The 22189-nt window shown below is 68.7% G+C and carries 11 protein-coding genes; 6 read left to right on the top strand and 5 right to left on the bottom strand.

Annotation, left to right across the window (positions count from 1 at the left end; genetic code table 11):
* Positions 1-101 precede the first annotated feature (101 nt).
* Together H4O13_01510 and H4O13_01505 are read left to right on the top strand one after the other, a co-directional pair.
* Positions 102-401: a helix-hairpin-helix domain-containing protein gene (locus tag H4O13_01510; GenBank protein ID MBE5314063.1), complete on the top strand. Its 300-nt coding sequence runs from the start codon at positions 102-104 to the stop codon at positions 399-401.
* A gap of 219 nt (positions 402-620) precedes the next feature.
* Positions 621-1205: a HutD family protein gene (locus H4O13_01505; protein MBE5314062.1), complete on the top strand. Its 585-nt coding sequence runs from the start codon at positions 621-623 to the stop codon at positions 1203-1205.
* 33 nt (positions 1206-1238) lie between these two features.
* On the opposite strand, the gene H4O13_01500 is transcribed toward H4O13_01505, so the two are convergent.
* On the bottom strand, positions 1239-3671 hold the full coding sequence (locus tag H4O13_01500; GenBank protein ID MBE5314061.1) for a hypothetical protein: 2433 nt from the start codon (positions 3669-3671) through the stop codon (positions 1239-1241).
* 134 nt (positions 3672-3805) lie between these two features.
* On the opposite strand from H4O13_01500, the gene H4O13_01495 reads away from it, so the two are divergent.
* From H4O13_01495 to H4O13_01485, 3 genes are all read left to right on the top strand, one after another.
* Positions 3806-4657: a CBS domain-containing protein gene (locus H4O13_01495; protein MBE5314060.1), complete on the top strand. Its 852-nt coding sequence runs from the start codon at positions 3806-3808 to the stop codon at positions 4655-4657.
* Positions 4647-5861, top strand: coding sequence for a DUF4105 domain-containing protein (locus H4O13_01490; protein ID MBE5314059.1), 1215 nt, complete (start codon positions 4647-4649; stop codon positions 5859-5861). Before H4O13_01495 ends, H4O13_01490 begins: the two co-directional genes overlap by 11 nt.
* Before the next feature lie 64 nt (positions 5862-5925).
* Complete coding sequence (locus H4O13_01485) at positions 5926-6504, top strand: NnrU family protein (protein MBE5314058.1); 579 nt, start codon at positions 5926-5928, stop codon at positions 6502-6504.
* A gap of 85 nt (positions 6505-6589) precedes the next feature.
* On the opposite strand, the gene H4O13_01480 is transcribed toward H4O13_01485, so the two are convergent.
* Complete coding sequence (locus tag H4O13_01480; GenBank protein MBE5314057.1) at positions 6590-6931, bottom strand: PilZ domain-containing protein; 342 nt, start codon at positions 6929-6931, stop codon at positions 6590-6592.
* Positions 6932-7122: 191 nt separating this feature from the next.
* On the opposite strand from H4O13_01480, the gene H4O13_01475 reads away from it, so the two are divergent.
* The gene (locus H4O13_01475; GenBank protein MBE5314056.1) at positions 7123-9867 is read left to right on the top strand and encodes a winged helix-turn-helix domain-containing protein; all 2745 of its coding nucleotides are present in this window, start codon (positions 7123-7125) and stop codon (positions 9865-9867) included.
* Between the two features lie 102 nt (positions 9868-9969).
* On the opposite strand, the gene H4O13_01470 is transcribed toward H4O13_01475, so the two are convergent.
* The 3 genes from H4O13_01470 to H4O13_01460 form a co-directional block, all read right to left on the bottom strand.
* Positions 9970-12246: a delta-60 repeat domain-containing protein gene (locus H4O13_01470; protein MBE5314055.1), complete on the bottom strand. Its 2277-nt coding sequence runs from the start codon at positions 12244-12246 to the stop codon at positions 9970-9972.
* 224 nt (positions 12247-12470) lie between these two features.
* The gene (locus tag H4O13_01465) at positions 12471-19133 is read right to left on the bottom strand and encodes a fibronectin type III domain-containing protein (protein ID MBE5314054.1); all 6663 of its coding nucleotides are present in this window, start codon (positions 19131-19133) and stop codon (positions 12471-12473) included.
* Positions 19134-19640: 507 nt separating this feature from the next.
* Positions 19641-22142 (bottom strand): hypothetical protein, encoded by a 2502-nt coding sequence (locus tag H4O13_01460; GenBank protein ID MBE5314053.1) that lies wholly within the window; start codon positions 22140-22142, stop codon positions 19641-19643.
* Positions 22143-22189 lie beyond the last annotated feature (47 nt).

The following is a 22189-nucleotide window of genomic DNA, read 5'->3' as shown; positions in this document are numbered from 1 at the left end:
CCGCGGGCGGATGCGGAGACTGTTTCCACCGGCCGATACGCCGGGCCGCCCCGGGGCTTGGCCGGGGATTCCGAGACGCCTTAACCCATGAGGATGAAGCCATGAATCGTCTGTCCAGCCTGTTTGCCGCCCTGTTCCTGTCCCTGCTGATGGCCGCCTCGGCCTTTGCCGCCGACAAGGTCAACATCAACACCGCCGATGCCGCCACCCTTGCCGCCACGCTGAACGGCGTGGGCCCCGCCAAGGCCGAGGCCATCGTTGCCTACCGCACCGAGAACGGCCCCTTCCGCAGCGCCGACCAGCTGGCCGAAGTGCGCGGCATTGGCCTCGCAACCGTCGAGAAGAACCGCGACAAGATCATCGTCAGTGCCGCTCCGGCGGCACCGGCCCCCGCGCGCTGAAGGCCCCGCGACCCGGCGTGGATGCCGGCAGCGCAGAACGCCGGGTGGACACAGGGAGGTGTCCGCCCGGGGGAGCCCGCCGCGAAGGCATGCGCGGCGGGGACTTCCAAGGGAAGGAGAAAGGCCCCGGCTCGCCGGGGCCTTTCGCTGTGCAAGGCTTTCGCGGACAGCCGCGACGCTCTGGCTACACTTCATCCGCGAGCCCCCCGGAACCGACTCATGCCGCTGATCGCCCTGCCCGCCCATCGCTACGAACGCCAGACCTGGCGCAACGGCGGCGGCAGCACACGTGAGGTCTGGCGCGAGGGCGAGGCGCCGGACTGGCGGTTCTCGCTGGCGCGGATCGAGGCGGATGGACCGTTCTCAAGCTTTCCGGGCTATCGCCGCGAGCTGATGTACCAGCGCGGCGGCGGGCTGCGGGTGTTTGCCGAAGGTCTGGAGCCGGCGTGCCTGGAATCGCCCTACGCGCTCTGCCGTTTCGACGGCGCCGCCGACACCCGCGCCGAATGCGTCGAGGGGCCCTGCGAGGTCATCAACCTGATGTTCCGCCCGGAGGCCGTGCAGGCGCGACTGCTCGCCCGCCCGCTGCTGGGCAGCATGCTGTTCTTTCCGCGCGCCGGCGAACGCTGGCTGCTGCACTTGGCCGGCGGCCAGGCGCGGGTGCGAGAAGCCGCGCTCAGCGTCGACCTCGCCCAGGGCGACAGCGCCCTGCTGTTCGGCGAGGGCGGTCGCGTGCTGCTGGAAGGTGGCGGCGAACTGGTGCTGGTGCAGGTGCGCGCCAGCGACGCGCCCTCACCGGATTGAAGCCGGCGCCGCGCCTCGCGCGGCGCGTGCGCGCTACTGCAGCTCGAAGCCATCAGTAAACAGGCCGACCGGCTGCTGCTGCGCGCGGCAGCTGGGTCCGCCACCTTCCAGCACGAGATCGTCGACGTACCAGCCGTCGTCCTGCGCGCTGCTGTCGCTGGTCAGGCGGAAGCGGATCTGCGCCTGCGCCGCACCTTCCAACTGGGGAAGGGGAATATCGAGGCTCCGCCAGGCCGGATCGCCGCTGCAGCTGTAGACCGTCGACCACTCGCCTGACGCCGACGCACGCACCTGGATCGTGCCGAAGTCGTAGCCAGACTCGGTGTCGCAGAAGCTGCGCAGGCGAAGACGCAGGCCGGTGTAGCCCTGCAGATTCACCACCGGCGACAGCAGCTGGGTGTCGAGGCTGTTGGCGTAGACGCCCGTGGCGCTGTCGTGCCAGGCCCGGCTGCCACCCGCCGGCGAGGTCTCGACGATGGACCAAAGCGGCGTGCCGCCGCTTGGGCGCGTGGCCGTCCAGCCCTGGGCGCCTTGCTCGGCGTCTGTCGACAGCAGCGGACAGTAGGCATACAGCTGCAGATCGCGCGTATTCAGCGCAGCCGGCTGCAGGCTGACGCCCTCGACGCGCAGCGGCTCATAGCCGGCGGCCTCGACCTCGATGACGCTGGCCTCCGCAGGCACCCGCCTCGCGTACTGGCCGGCGGCATCGGCCATGGCCGAGAAGCCGCCGACCCGCACCCTGGCGCCGACCACCGCAGCGCCATTCGCGACCCGGCTGACCCGTCCAGCCAGCTGGGCCACCTGCTCGGCCGCACGCACATCGACAAACGCCGCAGCGACTGGGCCGCGCGCGCCGCTCGCGTCCTCGCCCTGCACATACACCAGTTGCCGGCCCACGCTTGCTGTGGGCAGTGCGGCGCCGACGGATTCGACGTTCGCATTGAAGGCGCCGTCACTCGCCTGCAGCGCAAGAGCCTGCGCCCCGCCCTGCCAGGGCGGCGTACCGACGTAAGCGCGCGCGGCGGCAATCGCCTGCACCGGCACGCTGCCGCCGGTGGTGCTGCTGCGGCTGTCATCGATCACGGCGCTGAGCTGCACCGTTTCGCCGACCACGGGCAAGTCGGGCTCGACCTGCAGCGCGCGCGCCTCGGGGCCGAAGGGCAGCCGGTAGGGCTCGCGCACGACCTTGGCGGCATACATCAGCGCCTGCAGATTGTCCGGGGCAATCCGGCTCTCGAAGCTGGCGCAATCCTGGAAGAAGGCCGTGCCCAGTTCGAAAGTGTAGGCCGGCACGCCCAGTTCGCCGTAGGCGAAATCGTCGGTGGTGCCATCGGTGGGATACAAGCCCACCGACTGCTGCGGGGTGTAGCCGTTGAACCAGGCGAAGCGCCGACCCAGCGCCACCAGCGAAGCATTGTTCGGTGCCGCCTGCGTGGTCGTGCCCCAAGGCCACAGGACCAGCTGCGAATAGCTGTGGATGTCGAGGAACAGGCCCTGGGTGTCGTCGGGTGCCGCATCGTTGCGGCCGTCGCCGCGGCGGTCGGGAAACAGGCCGCGCACGTGGCGGACGATGGCCTGGGTCTCGGGCTCGGACGCCGGCGAAGGGCCACGGTACGTGTCGTTGCACGGGGTGGGGCTGGAGCCGCCGGCGACCGTGCCCCAGGAAAACGGGAAGTTGCGGTTCAAGTCGGCGCCGCGCGAGTTGCTGGTCGCACCGCAGTAGCCCTGGTTGGTGTTCTTGCGCCACGACAGCCCGGTTTCCGCACGCTTGCGGCCGTCCGGGTTGGCCTGCACCAGCAGGTGCACTTCGTGATGGTCGAGCAGCCAGGTGGCGTCCGCATCGTTGCCATAGCCGGTGAGCAGCCGCTCGGCGAAGCGCAGGCCGAGTTCGGCGGTGGTGTATTCGCGCGCATGCACAGCGGTCATCGCGAACAGGGCGGGCTTGGGGCCGGGCTGCTGCGCGTTGCCGAGCTTGAGTACGCGCAGGCGTTCGCCGCCACCGGCGATACCGGCCTGGGCCTCCCAGCTGGGGCCGATATCGATCACGCTGGCCAGCTGCGGATGCTGGGCGACCAGCGCATCGATGCGCGCATTGGTCTCAGCCACTGTCCGATAGCAGGCATAGCCGTTGATGCCCTTGGCGCGCAGGATCGCCTGCGACTCGTTCAAGGCCTCGCTCAGCACGGGATCGACCGAGACCTTGAGGCCCTTGGCCAGCAGCGGGATGCGCCCGCCTTCCGGCGCATCGAACATCACCACGCCCTTGTCGCGATTGACGATCAGGTGACCGTGCTCCAGGGCGAGAGCGCGAATGACGTTCTCATCGCGGGTCTCGACGCGCAGCACTTCAAGTGTGCTCGCTCCGGCTTTGGAGGGATCCGGGCCTGGCTCGTGCGCGGATGCCAGTCGAATACACGACAGTCCCAAAGCCAGCAGACAGGATGCAGCGAGCACGTTTTGCTTCATGGCTCCCCCGAGCGCAGAGTGTTCTTCATTGTGCCTTCACAGACTGTTCCGTGCATGCGCTACCGCGGGAAGCCCTTCACAGTCTTGGGATACACTCGCGCCCGGTGCCCCCCGCGGGCGATGTTCCCAGCGCAATGTCCGAAGATCCGAGTAGTACCACCGGCTCGTCCAGCCGGTCCTGGTTTGGTCGATTGACCCAGGCCCTGACGGGCGAGCCACGCAGCCGCGAAGACCTGCTGGAGGAGCTGCGCTCCGCCCAGGCCGCCGGACTCCTCACCGCCGACAGCCTGGCGATGATCGAGGGCGCAATCGCGGTCTCCGACCTGCAGGTGGGCGACGTGATGGTGCCGCGCGGTCAGATGGTGGCCATCGCCATCGACGCCAGCCCGGCCGAGGTGCTGCAGACGGTCGTCGAAAGTGGCCATTCGCGCTTTCCGGTGCACGGCGAGGACAAGGACGAGATTCTCGGCATCCTCCTGGCCAAGGATCTGCTGCGCGGGTGCGCCAGCGGCCAGTCGCCAGCGCTGCAGGACCTGCTGCGCCCGGCCGTGTTGATCCCTGAATCCAAGCGCCTCAACGTGCTGCTGCGCGAATTCCGGCAGTCGCGCAATCACATGGCCATCGTGGTTGACGAGTTCGGCGGCGTGGCCGGCCTTGTCACCATCGAGGACCTGCTGGAGCAGATCGTCGGCGAGATCGACGACGAGCACGACGATGCGCCCACCGAGGACGCGCACGTCGAGCAGACCGGCCAGGGCCGCTACGAGATCGAAGCCCTGATGCCGATCGAGGAGTTCAACGAGCGCTTTGGCGCCGAACTCTCCGACGAGGAGTACGACACCATCGGCGGTCTGTTCACCGCGGCGCTGGGGCACCTGCCCGAGATCGGCGAGGAGCTTGAGCTGGGCGGCTTCCACCTGCGGGTGCTCGAAGCCGACGGCCGCCGCCTGCACACGCTCGAACTGCGGATGGCCGATGCCGTCTGATGCTCTTCGCCGGCGCGGGTCGGCCTCGCGCGCCTCTTTCGCAGCCGCTGCCCTACTTGTCCTGATCAGTCTGCTGGCGCCACCGCTTCAGGCCGCGCCGGCGGTCGGTCTGGTCACCATGGATCCGGGCGAGGCCTACTGGGCCCGCTTCGGCCACAACGCCCTGCTGATCGATCACGGCGACGGCCGCGAGCCGGTGTTCTACAACTTCGGCTACTTCGACTTCGAGCAGCCGGGCTTCCTGGCCCGCTTTCTGCGCGGGGACATGCGCTACCTGGCCGTCGCCCTGCCCATGTCCAGCGACCTGGGCGGCTATGCCAACGAGGGCCGCGGCGCGCGCCTGCAGTGGCTGCGGCTGGAGCCCGCGCAGGCCGAGGCGCTTGCCGCCGCGCTGGCCGAGCACGTGCGGCCCGAGAACGCCGAATACCGCTACGACTACTTCGTCTCGAACTGTTCAACGAAGGTACGCGACGCGCTCGATGACGCGCTCGGCGGCGCGCTGAAGCGCCAGCTCGATGGGCGCTCCATGGGCATTACCTATCGGCATGAGGCCCTGCGGCACGGCGCCGACATTCCATGGCTGCATCTCGGCATGCACCTCGGCCTCGGCCCCTACGCGGATCGCCCGCTATCGATCTGGGAACAGAGTTTCATCCCCGCGCGTCTCGCCGAAGCCCTGCGCGACGTGCGGACAGCCGGCGGCGAGCCGCTGGTCATCGCCGAACGCGAGCTGCTGCCGCACCGCGGACCGACCACGCCTGTCGACCCGCCGCGCTGGCTATGGCTGGCACTGGCGCTCGGTGTGGTGCTGGCCCTGCCGCTGGCCCGCGCCGCGCGTGGCCGACACGGCGGGGCGGTGCTGCTCGCGATCTGGGGTCTGACGGGCGTGGTGGGCCTTGGCCTGATGCTGCTGTGGGTGGGCACCGCGCACGAATCCGCCTGGGCCAACCGCAATCTGCTGCTGTTCAATCCGCTGGCATTGCTGCTCCTGCCTGGCTGCATCCAGCTCTGGCGGCAGCGCCGCAGCCCACGCGAGAGTCGACTGCGCTTCGGCGCGCACGCGTTTGCCGTGATGAGCGTGGCGGGCGTGGTGCTGGCCCAGGTGCAGGTCTACCCGCAGCAGCATCTGGAATGGATCGCCCTGCTGCTGCCGCTGCAGATTGCGCTATCGCTGGCCTTGCTGCAGGCTCGCCGCGGCGCTTGATGCCACCTGTCGGCCAGGGCGCGCGACGCCTGCGCCACTGCCACATTTCTCTGGAGACTCGACGATGGCCGTTCTGCTTGCGGGCCTGCTGCTTTTTCTTGGCGTGCACAGCCTGCATGCGCTGCTGCCAGCGCTGCGCACACGGCTGATCGACCGGCTGGGCGCGGGCGGCTACAAGGGCCTGTACAGCCTGGTTTCGCTGGCTGGCTTCGGCCTGATCCTTTACGGCTATGCGCTGGCGCGCGCCGAACCCGTACTGCTGTGGTCGCCGCCGGTGTGGATCCGCCATCTGGTCGCCCTGTTCACCCTGCCCGCGTTCATCCTGCTGGTGGCCGCCTATGTGCCGGGCAACCACTTCAAGGCCAAGCTCGGCCACCCGATGCTGCTCAGCGTCAAGCTGTGGGCCGCCGGCCATCTGCTCGCGGTGGGCTGGCTGCACGGAATTGTTCTGATGGCGGGCTTTCTCGCCTGGGCGATCGTCGCCTTCGCCGCCGCGCGCCGCCGCGACCGCGCGGCCGGGCGGGTCGGCGGACCAGGCAATGTGGTGCGCAGCGCGCTGTGCGTGATCATCGGCGCCCTGCTGTGGGGCGTGTTCGCCCTGCACCTGCATCTGCACCTGATCGGCGTGGCGCCGTTTGGCTGAAGGGCGGGGATTAGGGATTGGGGATTCGGGATTAGCAAGAGCAGACCAGCGAACGCTGGCCTCGCAAGAACCGATTCCGCGGGTACTACATCGTGTGAGTAGGCTTGTCGCCGCCCGTGAGGCCCGCGAGGATGGTTTCGATCTTGCCGCGCACGGTTTCGCCTTCGGCCGAATCGTTGAACTGCACGCCGATACCGGCAGCGCGATTGCCCTGTGCGCCTGCCGGGGTGATCCAGATGACCTTGCCGGCCACCGGCAGGCGCTCCTTGTCTTCCAGCAGGCTCAGCAGGATGAAGACTTCATCGCCCAGGCTGTAGCGCTTCGGCGTCGGCACGAACAGGCCGCCGCCCTTGATGAAGGGCATGTAGGCCTGATAGAGCGCCTGCTTTTCCTTGATTGCCAGCGACAGGATGCCCTGGCGCATCATTCCGGCAGCTTGCATGGGTAGGACCTCGACAGCGAACTGCTGCAACGGTAGCAGACCGCGCGCGCGGCCCGATAGACGCGCTCGATGGATGCCGCATCCGCTGCGGGTTCACCCGCGGCGAGTGGCTCGCCAATACTCTTGCGCTGTCTCCCACACCGCTCTCGAAGACCGGCGAGCCAGGCCCTGTGTCCGTGACCACGCCCCCCGCGCGCCCACTGCCCGCTGACGCATCTCCAGGTTGCTGGGGCTTCGGCGCATGGCGACTGTTTGAAGTCGACCAGCGGCTGCAGCCTGGCGAGGGCGAACTCATTGAGCTCGACCGCAGCGCGTACGGCGTGCTGCGCTATCTCCTGCTGCATGCGGGCGAGGTCTGCACGACCGAGGAGCTGCTGGCGGCCGGATGGCCGGGCCGCGTGGTCAGCCCGAACAGCGTGACGAAGTGCATCAGCCGATTGCGGCGCACGCTGGGCGATGCCGACGCGGAGCTGATCCGGCTGGTGCACGGCTATGGCTATCGTCTCACTGCGGAAGTCCGCTACCTGGCGGGCAGCGCAAGCGATTCGCCGACGTCATCGTCGATCGAGCTAAAGCCGGGCGATCCCGTTCCGCTTCGTGGCGAATGGCGGCTGCAGGCGCGGCTGGGTCGCGGCGGCTGCGGCGAGGTCTTCAGCGCCATCAGCGAGGACGGCGTCGCCCCCCGCGCCTACAAGTTCGCGCTCGGTGAGGACGGGCTGCGGGCCCTGAAGCGCGAAGTCGCCTTGCATCGCCTGCTGCAGGGACAGCCCAAGCCGCCTTCTTGCGCGCTGCCCCTGCTGGACTGGAACCTCGAAGCCCCGCCCTTCTTCGTGGCCACGCCGTGGCTGGTGGCGGGCAACCTCAGCGCCTGGGCAGAGCACGACGCGCGCCTCGCCGGCAGTGCGCGCGCGCAGCGGCTGGAATGGAGCGCGCGGCTGTGCGAGGCCGTCGAGGCGCTGCATGCGGCCGACATCGCGCATCGCGATCTGAAGCCGGAGAACATCTATCCGGTGGAGTCCGCCGAAGCCGGGCTGCGCTTTCTGCTGGGCGATCTCGGCGCCGGCGCAGGTCTGCTGCCCCCAGGAATCGATGCGCTGGGCCTGCCGATCGGTCAAGCCACCCGGCTGGGCCACAGCGATCCGGAAGACCCCGCCTCACCCGGGCATCGCTACATCGCGCCCGAAGTGCTGGCCGGCCATGCCGCCGGCCACCGCGCCGATGTCTTCGCGCTGGGCGTGCTGTGCGCCCAGCTGATCGCCGGCGATCTGCGCATGAGCCTCGCGCCCGGCTGGGAAGAACGCATCGGCGACCCGCTGCTCAGCGCGGACCTGGCCGAGGCCGCCCACATCGACCCCAAGCGGCGACTCGGCTCCGCCGGTGAGCTGGCCGAGCGCCTGCGCAGCCTGGAAGCGCGGCGCGAGGCCGCACGTCAACGTCTGCGCGAAGCCGAGGAGCTGGCCGGCGCCGAAGCCCGCGTACAGCGGCTGCGTCGCCGCTGGCGAGTGGCCAGCGCCATCGCCGGCTCCGCCCTGCTGGCGCTATCCGTCTCGGTGTGGATGGGGCTGCGCGCCGAGGCCGCGCAGCGCGAAGCCGAGCGCAACGCTGCGCGGACGGCGGCGGTGCGGGATTTCCTGACCCGTGAACTGCTCAGTCAGGCTGACCCGTATTCGGTCGCACAGATCGAGAACGGCAACCCACGCCTTGTGGAGGCCATGCACCGAGCGGCAGAACGCATCGATCGTGTGTTCGAGCACGACCGGGAGTCGGCTGCAGATGTCCACATGGCGATGTCAAGCGTGTTCGAAAGCTGGACCGACTATGGCCGCGCGATGCAGCACTCGCGTCGCGCCCTCGAGCTGCTCGGCGAGCCCCAGAAGGTAGTCGATCTCGCGCTCGCCGAGGCGGGAATCATGCATTGCGCTCAAGGGCGCATGGCGGGCGACTTGTCGTCATCACAGAAGGGCTGCGAGATCGCGCTTCAGACGGAATCGGAAGTGCTGGGCTCGATCCGCCCGAAGACACAGGTCGAAGCCGCCAAACTGAAATTCGAACTCGGCGAGTGCCAGCAGGCCATTGCCGACTTCGACGACGCGATCCAGCGCGCGGGGGACGAGTCCTCCGAAGCGTGGTTTTCCGAGGCCCTGTGGTTCCGCGGCTTGTGTCACGCTCAACTGGCGAATTTCAGGGAGGCGCGCGCGGACTTCGAGGCGCTGCTGCAGTGGCGCGAGCGCGCGAACGATCTGCCGCTGGACCGCGCCTGGACCCACACGGACTATGCCGAGGCGCTCACGATCGAGGGCGACTTCGAGGCGGCGGAGGAGCATATCGAGAAGTCCGCGCCGGTGTTCGAATCCGTTTTTGGACCCGAGCACCACTACAGCAAGTTCGACGATTTCCTCCGCGCCCGCATCACTTTATGGTCGGGGAACGCCGAACGCGCGTTGCCGCTGTACGAAGGGGTGTATCAGGCCGAGCTGAGGGACCTCGGCCGCGAGCACCTCTGGACCCTGCAAACCCTGGCGGAACTGCTGTGGGCCAAGGCGGCCGCCGGCAACATCGACGAAGTCCAGCCGATCTTCATCGCCGAACGCGACCGCAGCCTGCAGGCGCTGGGCGAGCGCCTGCAGCAGCGCAGTGCACTTGCCGAGATCTGGGCACGCACGGCCCTGCTGCTGGGCGACCTCGAAACCGCAGCCACCGAGATCGCACGCATGCAGAGCGACACCGAAGCCAGCCTGCCAGACGCCCATCCGCGGCATGCTCTGGTGCACTGCCTGCGCGGCGAGCTGGCCCTGGCCAAGGGTGACACCCGCACGGCCCGTGAGCAGGCCGCGGAGTGTGCGGAGAAACTGAAGGGACTGCCGGAGAACAACTACCGCCGACGTTGGCTCGCCGAACTTCAGGCCCGCATCCCCGTCTGATTCAGGGGCATCCCGAGCCGGGCACTCCGCCTGTGCGTCCAGCCCTGCCCAGATGCCTGCCCGAACGTGTCAGGGCCGGCCCCCAAGGCGCGGCGAACCCCGCTAGAGAACGCAGCCGCCGGTATCGCCGGCGCCGTCCGAAAAAATCGTATCGCCCGAGCTCAATGCTGCGAGGCCCGGTCGAGTCGCGCTGTTGACGCGTTCGAAGTTGCCGGCCGTCAGCACATCGCCCGTTGGCAGGATGTGGCCGTCGGAGAAGCTGCCGAACTCGTTGAGCTGGACCTTCCACAGCGCGTCCACGCGACGGGCACCACCGATCAGTCGGACGGCGGGCAGACGCTCGGACGCGCAGCCCACTGCGATGTCGCCGAACACCACCAGCTCGCCGCGCTCGGAGCTCAGGGCCAGACGCGTGATCGATCCTGCTCGCCCTTGCAGAGGCGCCCAGAGCGGATCCGGCTGGCCCGTGAGCAGGCTGATCCGCCGCAGGTAGATCTGCCCGTTCGCTTCCGATCCGCCGGCGTAGAGCCAGCCGCCAGCAGCATCCAGGCTCAGGGCAGTGACCGAGGCTGCCGACGGTGACGGTGCCCAGGTAGCGTCGGGCGCGCCCGTCCCCGCCACGGCGATTCGAGCCAGACGCGGCAAGGCCTGGCCACCCACGGTGTTGAAGCTGCCGGCGACGTACAGAAAGCCGCCATGGAGCACGGAGGTGCTGATCTGACTGGCTGCGCCAACGCTGGGCGCCCAGGACGTATCGCGTGCGCCGTCGCTGAGCGCGAAACGGTTGAGGTTCAGCCCACCGCTGCCCGATAGATAAAGAAATCCACCCGGCTCATCGATCGCGATGGCATTGGTAGTCGGCTGCCCGGGAGCGCTGAGCCCGGTAGGCTGCCAAGCCGCGTCGACCACGCCATCGGCGAGGCGGACCCGACGCGCAGCCGAGCGCCCAGCAGGCTCGAATATCAGTCCGATCAGATAGGCGTGTTGGGTGCTCGCCGCCCCGCCCGAGGGCGAGATGAAGTTGATGATGTCGCCAAGGCCCGAGCGCCAGCCCGGCACCGCGGCCAAATCGGCGCCGAGACGAACGAATCCTGCCGTGGCAGCGCCCTCGATCAGGCCGAAGTTGTGCACACCGAGAAAGCCCTGTCCCGCAGGCAGCGGGATCAATCTGCGGATGCTGGCCGGCCCCGACAGCGCGGCCGTGCCCAGCGGCTGGCGCAGGCCGGTGGCGGCATCGAACCGCACCAGCCGGGTGGGATCGTTGCCCTGGAAGTAGGCATGGGTCAGCACAGTGTCATCGGACAGCACATGGAGGGAGATCACCGTCGAGCCCCGCGTGTCGTTGGCCTGCCCATAGCCCGCATCCAGCGAACCGTCCGCATTGAAGCGCGTCACCGCGCTGCTGCGGGCCTGGCCATCGACCTGACTGATGCTGCCCGCGGCGAGCAGCCTTCCCTGCGAGTCGCGCGCAAAGGCCGACAGGCTGCCGAACACAGGCCGCAGCCAAGCCGGATCGGCCGTGCCGTCGCCCAGCGAAATCCTGGCCAGACCGCGGCTGCTCGCATTGCCGAGACCGTTGAAAGGACCGCCCACAAACACATGGGTGCCACCGTCAACCAGCAGCGCGCGTACGGTCTGGCCCCCTGTCGCCGGGGTCGTCGCACCCGGGTTCCAGTTCGTATCGAGCGCGCCGGTGACCCGGTCGACCCGCGCCACGGCCTTTCTCTGCACGCCTGCCACCTCGGCGAACCCACCGGCGATCAGCAGCCCGTCGCCGACCAACTGCAGGTCATGCACCAGCCCGTTGACGACAACTTCAAAGCTGTGGTCCCGCGCGCCGGTCTGCAGCGAATGGCGGGTCACCGTGTAGCGATTGAAGACATTGCGCGGCGCCGTCGCCGCATACAGCACGCCGGCGGCTTCATCGATCAGCAGGGCGAAGCCCGAAAAGTCGTGCCCCGCGGGCGCCTCGAACTGGAAGCTCGGGTCCAAGGTCCCCACTGCGTCATCGAGCACCCGAACCACCAGCGCCTGCGGCTGGGAACCCGCCCGCGAGAAGCGCTGCATCACGTAGATGCGCCCCTGCGAATCGAGCGCGAGATCGTCCACGTTGCTGTTCAGCGGCGGTGCAAAAGCGGGATCGTTCACCCCATTCCCAGAAAAGCGCGCCAGATAACTCACGGGCGCGTCATCCACCCAGGTGAGGCTGCCACCGACAACGAGACGACCGTCCGGATACCGCACCGAGACCTGGGCGAGCGCTGAGCCACGCAAGCTGGTCGGATTCGGTTCGGGCAAGACCTGCGGCGGGGCCGCCTGGCTGCCGAGGCTGACGACAGCCAAGGTGAGACCCAAAAGGGTTCTGAGCGTTCTGCGCATGGTGCCTCCTCTGGTCGGTTGATCGAACCGTGCGGCCACTCCGCCGGCGATGGAATCACGGGGCTTGGGCGTACGCCCCGTCTACACATGGGTATCGCAACGGGCGAGAGGCGCAGGCCGGGCCAGTGCAACCGGCCTCGACACGTCGAGCCCTCGCTGCGGTGGCGCGACCCCGCGCAGACGCTTGCAGAGCGCTGCGCCGACAGGTCGCGTCCGCAGCATCACTACAAGCCCCGCACAGGCACGCTGATGCGGTTGGGCGCCGCCTCGAAGCCGTTGCCGAACAGGCCTTCCGGCACGACGAGGTTGCTGTCGCTGGCGCTGTTGTCGCTGGACTGCAGCTCGATCACGCCCGTGGGCGCGTCGATCGTCGCGGTGTTGGTCAGCGTGCTGCCGAGCGGCGCGGTGACCCGCGCGCTCAGCCGGTAGCGCAGCACGCCGTTCACCGGCAGCGTCAGCGTCTGGTCGATGCCACCCTCGCCCGCCGCCTGCGGACAAGCGGCCAACTGAAGGGGCGTGCAGGTCCACAGCGCATCCGCCAGACCCGCCGGCAGCACATCGCGCAGGCGCGCGCCCTCGACAGCGAGCGGGCCCGCGTTCGCCACCAGGATTTCGTACAGCACGGTGCCCTGCGGCAGTGCGTACTGAGTGCCGTCGTCCTTGCTGATTTCCAGATCAGTCGCCGCCTGCACCACCACCGTGGCCTGCGCGGTGGCCGGGTTGAACTGTGCGTCGCCCGCCTTGGTGGCAACCACCGTGCAGGCCCCCACGCCCGTACCCGTCAGCGTGCTGCCGCTGATCGTGCAGTTCGCCGCACCGGCCGTGACTGCGAAGCTCACGTCACCGGTTCCGCTGCCGCCAGTGGCTGAGAGTGCCGTCGTGCGGGTGAGCGGAATGGCGGAGGGTGTGGCGGTCACGCTGAGCGGGGCCTGGTTTGCGCGTGCCACCGTCACTGACACCGTCGCCGTGGCGGCGTTGAAGTTGGCATCCGCCGCCTTGGTTGCGGTGACCGTGCAAGTGCCGACACCGATGCCGGTCAACGTGGTGCCGGTGATCGAACAGAACTCGCTGCCCCCACTGATTGCGTAGCTCACCGCGCCGGCGCCGGAGCCACCGGTCGTGGCCAGCGTGCTGGTGCCGCCGAAAGCGATGCTCGACGGGCTTGCCGTCGCCGTCAGCAGCGCCTGATCCGCGCGCCCAACGGTGACGTCGACCGTCACCGTGGCGGCGTTGAAGTTCACATCCGCCGCCTTGGTTGCGGTGACCGTGCAGGTGCCGACACCGGTGCCGGTCAACGTCGTGCTGCTAATGGAACAGAACTCGCCGCCCGCGGTGACTGCGAAGCTCACCGCACCCGTGCCCGAACCGCCGGTCGTGCCCAGAGCGCTGGCCCCACCGAAGGCAATGCTCGACGGGCTTGCCGTCGCCGTCAGCGCCGCTTGTTCGGCTCGCACCACCGTGACATCCACCGTTGCCGTGGCGGCATTGAATGCGCCCTCGGCCGCCTTGGTGGCGGTCACCGTGCAGGTGCCGATGGCGGTTGCGGTGAGGGTGCTGCCGCTGAGGCTGCAGAACGCAGCGCCCGCAGTGATGGCGTAGCTCACCTCACCACCGCCCGAGCCGCCGCTGGCACTGAGCGCGCTGGTCGCGCCGAACGCCACCGTGGATGGCGTGGCAATGGCGGTCAGCGCCGCCTGCGGTCCGCGCGGGGTGACCGCATTGGAGGCCTCCGAGGCCGCACCCGTGCCAGCGCTATTGGTGGCGGTCACCGAGAAGGTGTAGGCCACGCCGTTGCTCAGGCCTGTGACCGTGATCGGACTGGTCGCGCCGGTGCCGGTGAGCCCACCGGGATTCGAAGTCACGGTGTAGCCCGTGATCGGCGCGCCACCCGTAAACGCGGGCTCGCCGAAGCTGACGCTGGCCTCGCCATCGCCTGCAGTCGCGGCACCGATGCTCGGCGCGCCCGGCAGGATGGCATCCACAGTGAGGCCGAAAGCTTGGCCCACGGTGAAGGGGCCGTTGCCCGTGCTGCTGTCCGTGGCGGAGACATTGAGAGTGAAGCTGCCTGCCTGCGTCGGCGTACCGCTGATGGTCACCGTGTTGGCCGTAGTGCCGGTGATGCTGAGGCCCGCTGGCAGATTCGTGACCTGGTACTCCGACCACGGCGGGGCGCCGCCGTCGAAGCTATAGGTCCGCGTGTAAGGCGACGCCACCGCCGCGCTCAGACCACCGCTCGGGGTGATGGTGATCACCGGGTCCTGCACCGTGATGGTGACCGTGGCCGGCGCCGAGGTGCCGCCGCTGTTGGTGGCGGTGTAGGTGAAGTTGTCCGGACCGGCAAAGGCGGCGTTCGGCTGATAGGTGATCGTCGTGCCGCTGACGTTTGCCGTGCCCTTGGCCGGTGGCGTCACCACCGTCAAGGATGTCGCGGCGCCACCGCCCAGGGTCAGCGGCACGCTGGTGGCGGACGCGTTGTAGCCCACCGTCACAGACGAGTCGGCGGTCGTGGGCGCAAGCGCATTGACCGTGACGCTGACCGTCGCGCTATCGCAGTTGGTCGGGTTGAGCTGCTCGCAGGCCTGGTAGGTCAGCGTGTAGGTGCCTGCCGGCGTGGCCGCCGCCACCGCCACCGCACCCGTCGCCGGGTTCAGGGCGATGTTCGGATTGCTGGTGCTGAGCTGGGTCAGCGTGACCGAGGCCAAGGTGGCCGCTGCGTCGTTCAGCGTGTCGTTGACCAGCACGTTGGCGACGGCTGTACCGCCCGCAGCGCCGTTCGCAACGGTGCCGCTGTCGTTGACCGCATCGATGATCGCCGCGCCCACGGTGACGCTTGCGATCGCCGTGTCGCAGTTGGTCGGGTTCAGCACTTCGCAGATCGTGTACGCATACGTGTAAACCCCCGCCGTCGTACCGGCCGCGATTGTGATCGTGCCTTCCACATTCATTGCGATGCTGCCAGCGTCCGGCGTCGGCGCTGCGCCTGGCGTCAGCGTCACGTTGCCGCCGTCGCCCACCGTAGCTGCACCACCGTTCAGCGTGTCGTTGACCAGCACCGTCGGCAGGGTGCCACCGGAGGCACCGTTCACCTGCGTGCCCGTGTAGTCCTCGTCCACCGCGTCAATTGGCGCAGCACCCACCGTGATGGTCGCGATTGCGTTATCGCAGTTGGTCGGGTTGAGCTGCTCGCAGATGCGGTAGGTCAGCGTGTAGGTGCCCGCCGGCGTCGCCGCTGCCACGGCCACCGCACCCGTCGCAGGGTTCAAGGTGATGTTCGGGTTACTGGTGCTGAGCTGAGTCAGCGTCACCGAGGTCAGGGTGGCCGCTGCGGCATTCAGGGTGTCGTTGAGCAGTACGTCAGCGACGGCTACACCTCCCGAAGCGCCGTTCGCGACGGTGCCGCTGTCGTTCACGGCATCGATGATCGCCGCGCCCACGGTGACGGTTGCCGTTGCGTCATCGCAGTTGGTCGGGTTGAGCTGCTCGCAGATGCGGTAGGTCAGCGTGTAGGTGCCCGCGGGCGTGGCGGCCGCCACAGACACCGCACCCGTCGCCGGGTTCAGGGTGATGTTCGGATTGCTGGTGCTGAGCTGGGTCAGCGTCACCGAGGCCAAGGTGGCCGCTGCGGCATTCAGGGTGTCGTTGAGCAGTACGTCAGCGACGGCGACGCCTCCCGAAGCGCCGTTCGCAACGGTGCCGCTGTCGTTGACCGCATCGATAATCGCCGCGCCCACAGTGACGGTTGCGGTTGCGTTATCGCAGTTGGTCGGGTTGAGCTGCTCGCAGATCTGGTAGGTCAGCGTGTAGGTGCCCGCCGGCGTGGCCGCCGCCACCGCCACCGCACCCGTCGCCGAGTTCAGGGTGATATTCGGGTTGCTGGTGCTGAGCTGGGTCAGCGTCACCGAGGCCAAGGTGGCCGGTGCGTCATTCAAGGTGTCGTTGAGCAGTACGTCAGCGACGGCGACGCCTCCCGAAGCGCCGTTCGCGACGGTGCCGCTGTCGTTGACGGCATCGATCGGGGCGTTGATCACGGCGAAGCTCTGCGACACCCGCGGTGCGGCGTCGTAGGTGGCATCACCGGCTTGATCGGCGTTGATGGTGCAGGTGCCCGTCGTGAGGAAACTCAGGGTGCCGCCGGCGGTGATCGTGCAGACGCCTGTCGTCGCTGAGGTGAACGTCACAGGCAGACCGGACGAGGCCGTTGCACTCAGCGTCGGCGTCTTGCCGAAGGTCTGCGCCCCCGGGTTGGCGAATGTGATGATTTGGGGCAGCAGTCCGACGCCGCTGAAAGCGTAGGCCGCGCCCTCGTTGGCGTTACCGTAGGGCGGCAGGCCATCCGCCAAATAGGCCCCAACGAGTGCAGCTCCATTGGAGAGCGCCAGGGAGAAGCCCAAAAAATCGCCTGCCGCACCGTCGCCGGCCGTTAGAATCTGCTGCTGGGTCCAGGTGGTGCCGCTGCGCATATAGACGTAGGCCGAGCCCTGGTCATTGTTGGCGCCCACGTCGTTTGAGCGCGCACCCACCAGTGCGGTGTTGCCAGACAACGCCACGGAGGAGCCGAACTGGTCAGACGCGGCGCCGTCACCGGCCGTCAGCTTTTCCTGTTGCGTCCAGGTCGTGCCGCCGCGCGTGAAGACGTAGCCCGAGCCCTGATCGGCGTTGGCACCCACGTCGTCGAAGGGCGCCCCCACCAGCGCGGTGTCGCCATCTAGCGCCAGGGCGCGGCCAAATAGATCGCTCGCCGTGCCATCGGCGGCCGTCAAATGCGCCTGCTGAGTCCAGGTTGTGCCGCTGCGTGTGTAGACGTAGGCCGAGCCCTGATTGCTGTTCGCACCCACGTCGTCACTCACTGAACCCACCAGCGCAGTGTCGCCGGACAGCGCTACGGAGAAGCCGAACTGATCAAAAGCCGCGCCGTCGCCGGCCGTCAGCTGCGCCTGCTGCGTCCACGTCGTGCCGATGCGCGTGAAGACGTAGGCCGAGCCCTGATCGACGTTGGCGCCCACGTCATCGCTCTGAACCCCCACCAGCGCGGTGTCACCGTCGAGGGCGACGGAGAAGCCAAAAAAATCGCTCGCCGCACCGTCGCCCGCCGTCAGCTTCGCCTGCTGCGTCCAGGTCGTGCCACTGCGCGTGTAGACGTAGGCCGAGCCCTGATTGCTGTTCGCACCCACGTCGCCACTCACTGAACCCACCAGCGCAGTGTCGCCGGACAGCGCAACGGCGTAGCCGAACTGATCAAAAGCCGCGCCGTCGCCGGCCGTCAGCTGCGCCTGCTGCGTCCACGTCGTGCCGATGCGCGTGAAGACGTAGGCCGAGCCCTGATCGACGTTGGCGCCCACGTCATCGCCCTGAACCCCCACCAGCGCGGTGTCACCGTCGAGGGCGACGGAGAAGCCAAAAAAATCGCTCGCCGCACCGTCGCCCGCCGTCAGCTTCGCCTGCTGCGTCCAGGTCATACCGCTGCGCGTGTAGACGTAGGCCGAGCCCTGATCGCTGTTAACGCCTGTATCGTCCCCATTGGCCCCCAGCAGCATGGTGTCACCGGACAGCGCCACGGCGTAACCGAATCCATCACTCGCCGCGCCGTCGCCAGCCGTCAGCTTCTGCTGCTGCGCCCACGTCGTGCCGCTGCGCATGAAGACGTAGGCCGAACCCTGATTCGTGGCGCCGACGTCGTCGAGGCGCGCCCCCACGAGCGCAGTATCTCCGGACAGCGCCACGGCGTAGCCGAACCAATCAGACGCCGCGCCGTCGCCAGCCGTCAGCTTCTGCTGCAGCGTCCAGGTCGCGCCGCTGCGCGTGAAGACGTAAGCCGAGCCCTGATCACTGATCGCACCTATATCGTCGCGGTAAGCCCCCACAAGCGCCGTGTCGCCGGACAGCGCCACGGACAAGCCAAACTGGTCAGACGCAGCGCCGTCGCCGGCCGTCAGCTTCTGCTGCAGCGTCCAAGTCGTGCCGCTGCGCGTGAAGACGTAGGCTGAGCCCTGATCGCTGTTCGCGCCCACATCATCGAAGACCGCCCCCACAAGCGCAGTGTCGCCAGACACCGCCAAGGACCAGCCGAACTGATCAACCGCCGCACCGTCGCCAGCAGTCAGCTGCGCCTGCTGAGTCCAAGTCGTGCCAATGCGCGTGAAGACGTAAGCCGAGCCCTGAACGCTATTCCCGCCCACGCTGTCGGAGATCGCCCCCACCAGCGCAGTGTCGCCGGACAGCGCCACGGAACCTCCGAACTGATCAAACGCCGCGCCGTCAGCCGCCGTGAGTTTTTGCTGCAACGTCCACGTGGAGCCGCTGCGCGTGAAGACGTAGGCCGAGCCTTGATCGCTGTTAACGCCTACATCGTCCCAATTGGCCCCCACCAGCGCGGTGTCGCCGGACAGCGCCACGGCGTAGCCGAACAAATCAGCCGCCGGGTCGTCGCCAGCCGTCAGCTTCTGCTGCAGCGTCCAGGTCGCGCCGCTGCGCGTGAAGACGTAAGCCGAGCCCTGATCACTGATCGCACCCACATCGTCGCGGTAAGCCCCTACCAGCGCCGTGTCGCCTGACAGCGCCACAGAGTAGCCGAACTCATCAAACGCCGCGCCGTCAGCCCCCGCTACCGAACCGGCGGTCAACTTCGCCTGCTGGGACGCCTCCTTCCGAACGGCCTGCTGCAACGAGTCCCAGCCGACGTCGTCCAGGCCGGCGGGCTTCTCGGGCAAGCGGAGCCTGCGGCCGGTTGACGCGGCAGGCTCGTTTTCAGGCGTTTGCTGGACCTCGGCCATGCTCATGGCGGGCACGTTGCCCATCCCCAGCGCGGTGGACGTGGCAACCAGCAGCGCGACCAGCGCTGCACCCGTCAGGGACCGGCGCCAGCCGGCGCGGCGCGTACTGTGATTCATGCGATCTGCTCTCCGATGCGGCGCGGGCCCCGCCCACGCGAATGCCCGCCCCCACGCCACCGACGCCGGCGGCCCAGGGGGAGAGCTGTTGCCGGATATCGGTGGTCGCGGGGGGGTGCGCGGAGGGTAGTGGCTGCCGGCGCGGGTTCAGCGCGCGCAAGTCTGAAAAGCTCTGAAATCTCGAAAGATGTTTTCTTTCATAGACTTGGAGAGCGAAAATCGCAAACAATTCGTGAAGACCAGCGCGCCACACGCGGCGCTGGGGCGACTGCTGAGCCGAGGCGCGCGGCCGGGGCGGGCCGCCGGGCGTGGCGCCACGGCCGGGAAGCCCTTGAATCGCGGCGCAGGGGATCAGGCCCGATGGCTGCGCCGCACCGGGGGGGGAGCAGCGATGGGGCCGGTGGCCCGGCCGCATCGTGGTGAGGACTCGCGTCGGGTGGGACTCGCCCCGCCCGACGCTCGACGCGTTCCCGCGCGGCCCCCGAGGGACTCGCGCGGGACGCGGGCTTACTGCACGGCCTCGAAGCCGTCGCGGGTCAGGTCCGGGCGCGGCGGCGGGACCTCCTGCTGCGGAATGGGGCCGAAGCTGCTGCCTGTCTTCTCGCCCGCGCGCTGCGCTGCAGCGCGGCTGAAGATCTGCAGGGCGCCGGCGCCGCGTCCGTTCGGGCCATTCGCATAGGGACAGGGCACGAAGACATCGTTGGGGCCGACAAAGACGATCTGCCCGACGATGAAGGACAGGCAGGCATCGGTGGGGCCCAGCTGCTGGACCACGTCATAGCTCGGCGGCTGGCGCACGCGCAGCAACTGGCCGACCGCGTCGAAGCCCGGACCGCCCTCGGCGGTGATGAGCGACTCCCAGGCAAATCCGACCGGCCCCTCCGTGGCGCCCAACGCGGGCAGCGGCTGCGCGGTCGAGGTCCAGGCGCCCGGCGCGGTCTCGCGCCAGTCGACGCGCTCGTAGGTCCTGCTGGGCGCGGAGCCTCGGCCACAGACGAACTGCAGGTGATCGCGGGCGATCAGCGCACCGCCAAAGGTCTGCGCGCAGGTGTCGCCGACCGCACTGGTGTAGGCGAAGCTGCGCACCCAGGCGCTGCCGTCGAAATCGAACACCAGCGTGCGGAACGGAGGCGAGGTACCGTTCACCACTCCACCGAACTCGCTCACCACGAGGCGCCCCTGCAGCATCGAGCGCCCCTGGGTCTCGAACTGCAGCGACCCCGCCTGGGTGACACCCGGCGCGCCCGGCGCGGCCAGGCGATCGGGAATGGCGATCTCCCCCAGCAGGCTGCAGCCGTTCGCCTCGGCGCGCCAGGCGTACAGACGATTCATATAGATCGCAGCGATGTGCTCGCCATCGGTGACCATCACCTCGATGGGGCTGCTGTCTTCCAGCCCATCGCCGCGGTTGCGGAAGGCCTGCGGCTGGCCGTCGGGCGTGACCGGCGCCGTGAGGCGGCACAGCGGCGCCCACGTGTCCTGAGCGTTGCGCCGGAACACATGCATCTGGCCATGGCTGGCGATGCCGGCTTCGCTGCCCTGCGCGGCGACCACGGCCAGCGCGCCTTTCAAGGCCACACGCTCGCCGAAGGCGTTGAAGGCCTCGGGCGCCTCCAGGGCCAGCGTCTGTACCGGGGCCCAGCTCGTGCCGGACTTTCGATAGACCTGCACCGCGCCGGTGTCGCGCAGCACACCCGTCGGGCTCAACGCATCGGCGCCGCGGGCCGCCACCAGCGCCCAGTCGCCATCGATGGCCACCCAGTGACCGAAGTTGTCGCCGAGCCGGCCGTTGCCATGCCGAAAGGTGCGCTCATGGGCAGGGCCCGATGCGCCCAGCGTGTAGGCGTAGGCCGCTCCTTGGCTGAGCACGCGACCCACGCTGACCAGACGCGCGCCGACGAAGAGGCGGTCCTGCGCGAAAGCGAAGGCCATGCCCGCGAAGGATGTGGTGAATCGAAACGCCGAAGGCGCGTCACTCGCAGGCAGGGCGATGTCTCGCGCGGGTGACCAGGCGCCGTCCACCAGCTCCCAATAGCGCGGGCGCATGGGTCCGCCGTTCACGCCGAAACCGTGCCCGGCAAGGCGAAGCGCGGTGCCAGACTTGACCGCGAAGCCGCGCAGTGACCCGCTGAGCCCAGCGGCGGCGCCCATCGGCAGCGGAGGGATGTTCGCAGCGGCGCCCCACTGGCCATTGACGCTGCGGAAGAAGCGGATCTCGCTGCTGGCTGCGGTGATCAGCAGGTCGCCCTCGGTGGCCCACGGCAAGTTGCTGCCGAAGCCGGCGGTGGCCAGGTTCAGTTCGCCTGACAGCGCCCAGTCTCCGGCGACCTCACTGAACATGTGGAGGCCGGCAGTGCTGCGCACCACCAGCTGATCGCCGGCGAAGGCCAGCTCGTAGCCGAACGCGAGTCCGCCCCCAGACCACTGCATTCTGGTCTCGGACTGCCATGCCCCTGCCTGCAAGCGGAAAATCTCAACCCGGTTGGAGCCGGGCTGACCCACCGCCAAACGGTCACCGGCGATCGCGACCGAAGCGCCGAACCGGCTGTTGGCCTGCTCGACATTGGCGCGCAGCAGGCTGTGCTCCTGCCAGCCTCCGGCGCCGCGGCGGTACAGGCGGACGGCGCCGGTGTTGGCAGCACCGTTCTGCGCGCGCTGCGGCATCCCCACCGCAAGCCAAGGATCGGCAAAGGCGATGATCTTGAGGTTGCCGAAAGCGGAGGCGTTGGCAGAGACAGTGCTGCCGATCACCGCGCCCCCCTCCCAGCCGGTCTCAAGGGCAGCCTCACGCCGCCATTGGGTGCCCTCGCGAACGAACACGAACAGATCGGGATTGGTGCCCTGACGGCCGCGCACCGGACCGAGCACCAGTCGGTTGTCGTCCGCCAGTACCACGGCGCCGAGGTTGTCGTAGATGTCGGCGAAATCCGCGTATTCGGGGATCTCGATCTGCGCCGTTGCGCGCAGGGGCCATCCGGCGATGAGCAGGAGGCAGACAAGGAAACGCATGTGGGACTCCATGGAAGCGAACAATCAGAAGGCGTCGGACGATGCGT

Source organism: Lysobacterales bacterium (genome assembly GCA_014946745.1).
Classification (GTDB): domain Bacteria; phylum Pseudomonadota; class Gammaproteobacteria; order Xanthomonadales; family Xanthomonadaceae; genus Aquimonas.
Note: the sequence above shows the minus strand (reverse complement) of the source record. Positions and strands in the feature narration are given on the sequence as shown.

Excerpts from the sequence above, each read along its gene's own strand:
- H4O13_01470 (MBE5314055.1), bottom strand. The coding sequence starts at position 12,246 with ATGCGCAGAACGCTCAGAACCCTTTTGGGTCTCACCTTGGCTGTCGTC.
- H4O13_01465 (MBE5314054.1), bottom strand. The coding sequence starts at position 19,133 with ATGAATCACAGTACGCGCCGCGCCGGCTGGCGCCGGTCCCTGACGGGT.
- H4O13_01510 (MBE5314063.1), top strand. The coding sequence starts at position 102 with ATGAATCGTCTGTCCAGCCTGTTTGCCGCCCTGTTCCTGTCCCTGCTG.
- H4O13_01480 (MBE5314057.1), bottom strand. The coding sequence starts at position 6,931 with ATGATGCGCCAGGGCATCCTGTCGCTGGCAATCAAGGAAAAGCAGGCG.
- H4O13_01460 (MBE5314053.1), bottom strand. The coding sequence starts at position 22,142 with ATGCGTTTCCTTGTCTGCCTCCTGCTCATCGCCGGATGGCCCCTGCGC.
- H4O13_01495 (MBE5314060.1), top strand. The coding sequence starts at position 3,806 with ATGTCCGAAGATCCGAGTAGTACCACCGGCTCGTCCAGCCGGTCCTGG.
- H4O13_01490 (MBE5314059.1), top strand. The coding sequence starts at position 4,647 with ATGCCGTCTGATGCTCTTCGCCGGCGCGGGTCGGCCTCGCGCGCCTCT.
- H4O13_01500 (MBE5314061.1), bottom strand. The coding sequence starts at position 3,671 with ATGAAGCAAAACGTGCTCGCTGCATCCTGTCTGCTGGCTTTGGGACTG.
- H4O13_01485 (MBE5314058.1), top strand. The coding sequence starts at position 5,926 with ATGGCCGTTCTGCTTGCGGGCCTGCTGCTTTTTCTTGGCGTGCACAGC.
- H4O13_01505 (MBE5314062.1), top strand. The coding sequence starts at position 621 with ATGCCGCTGATCGCCCTGCCCGCCCATCGCTACGAACGCCAGACCTGG.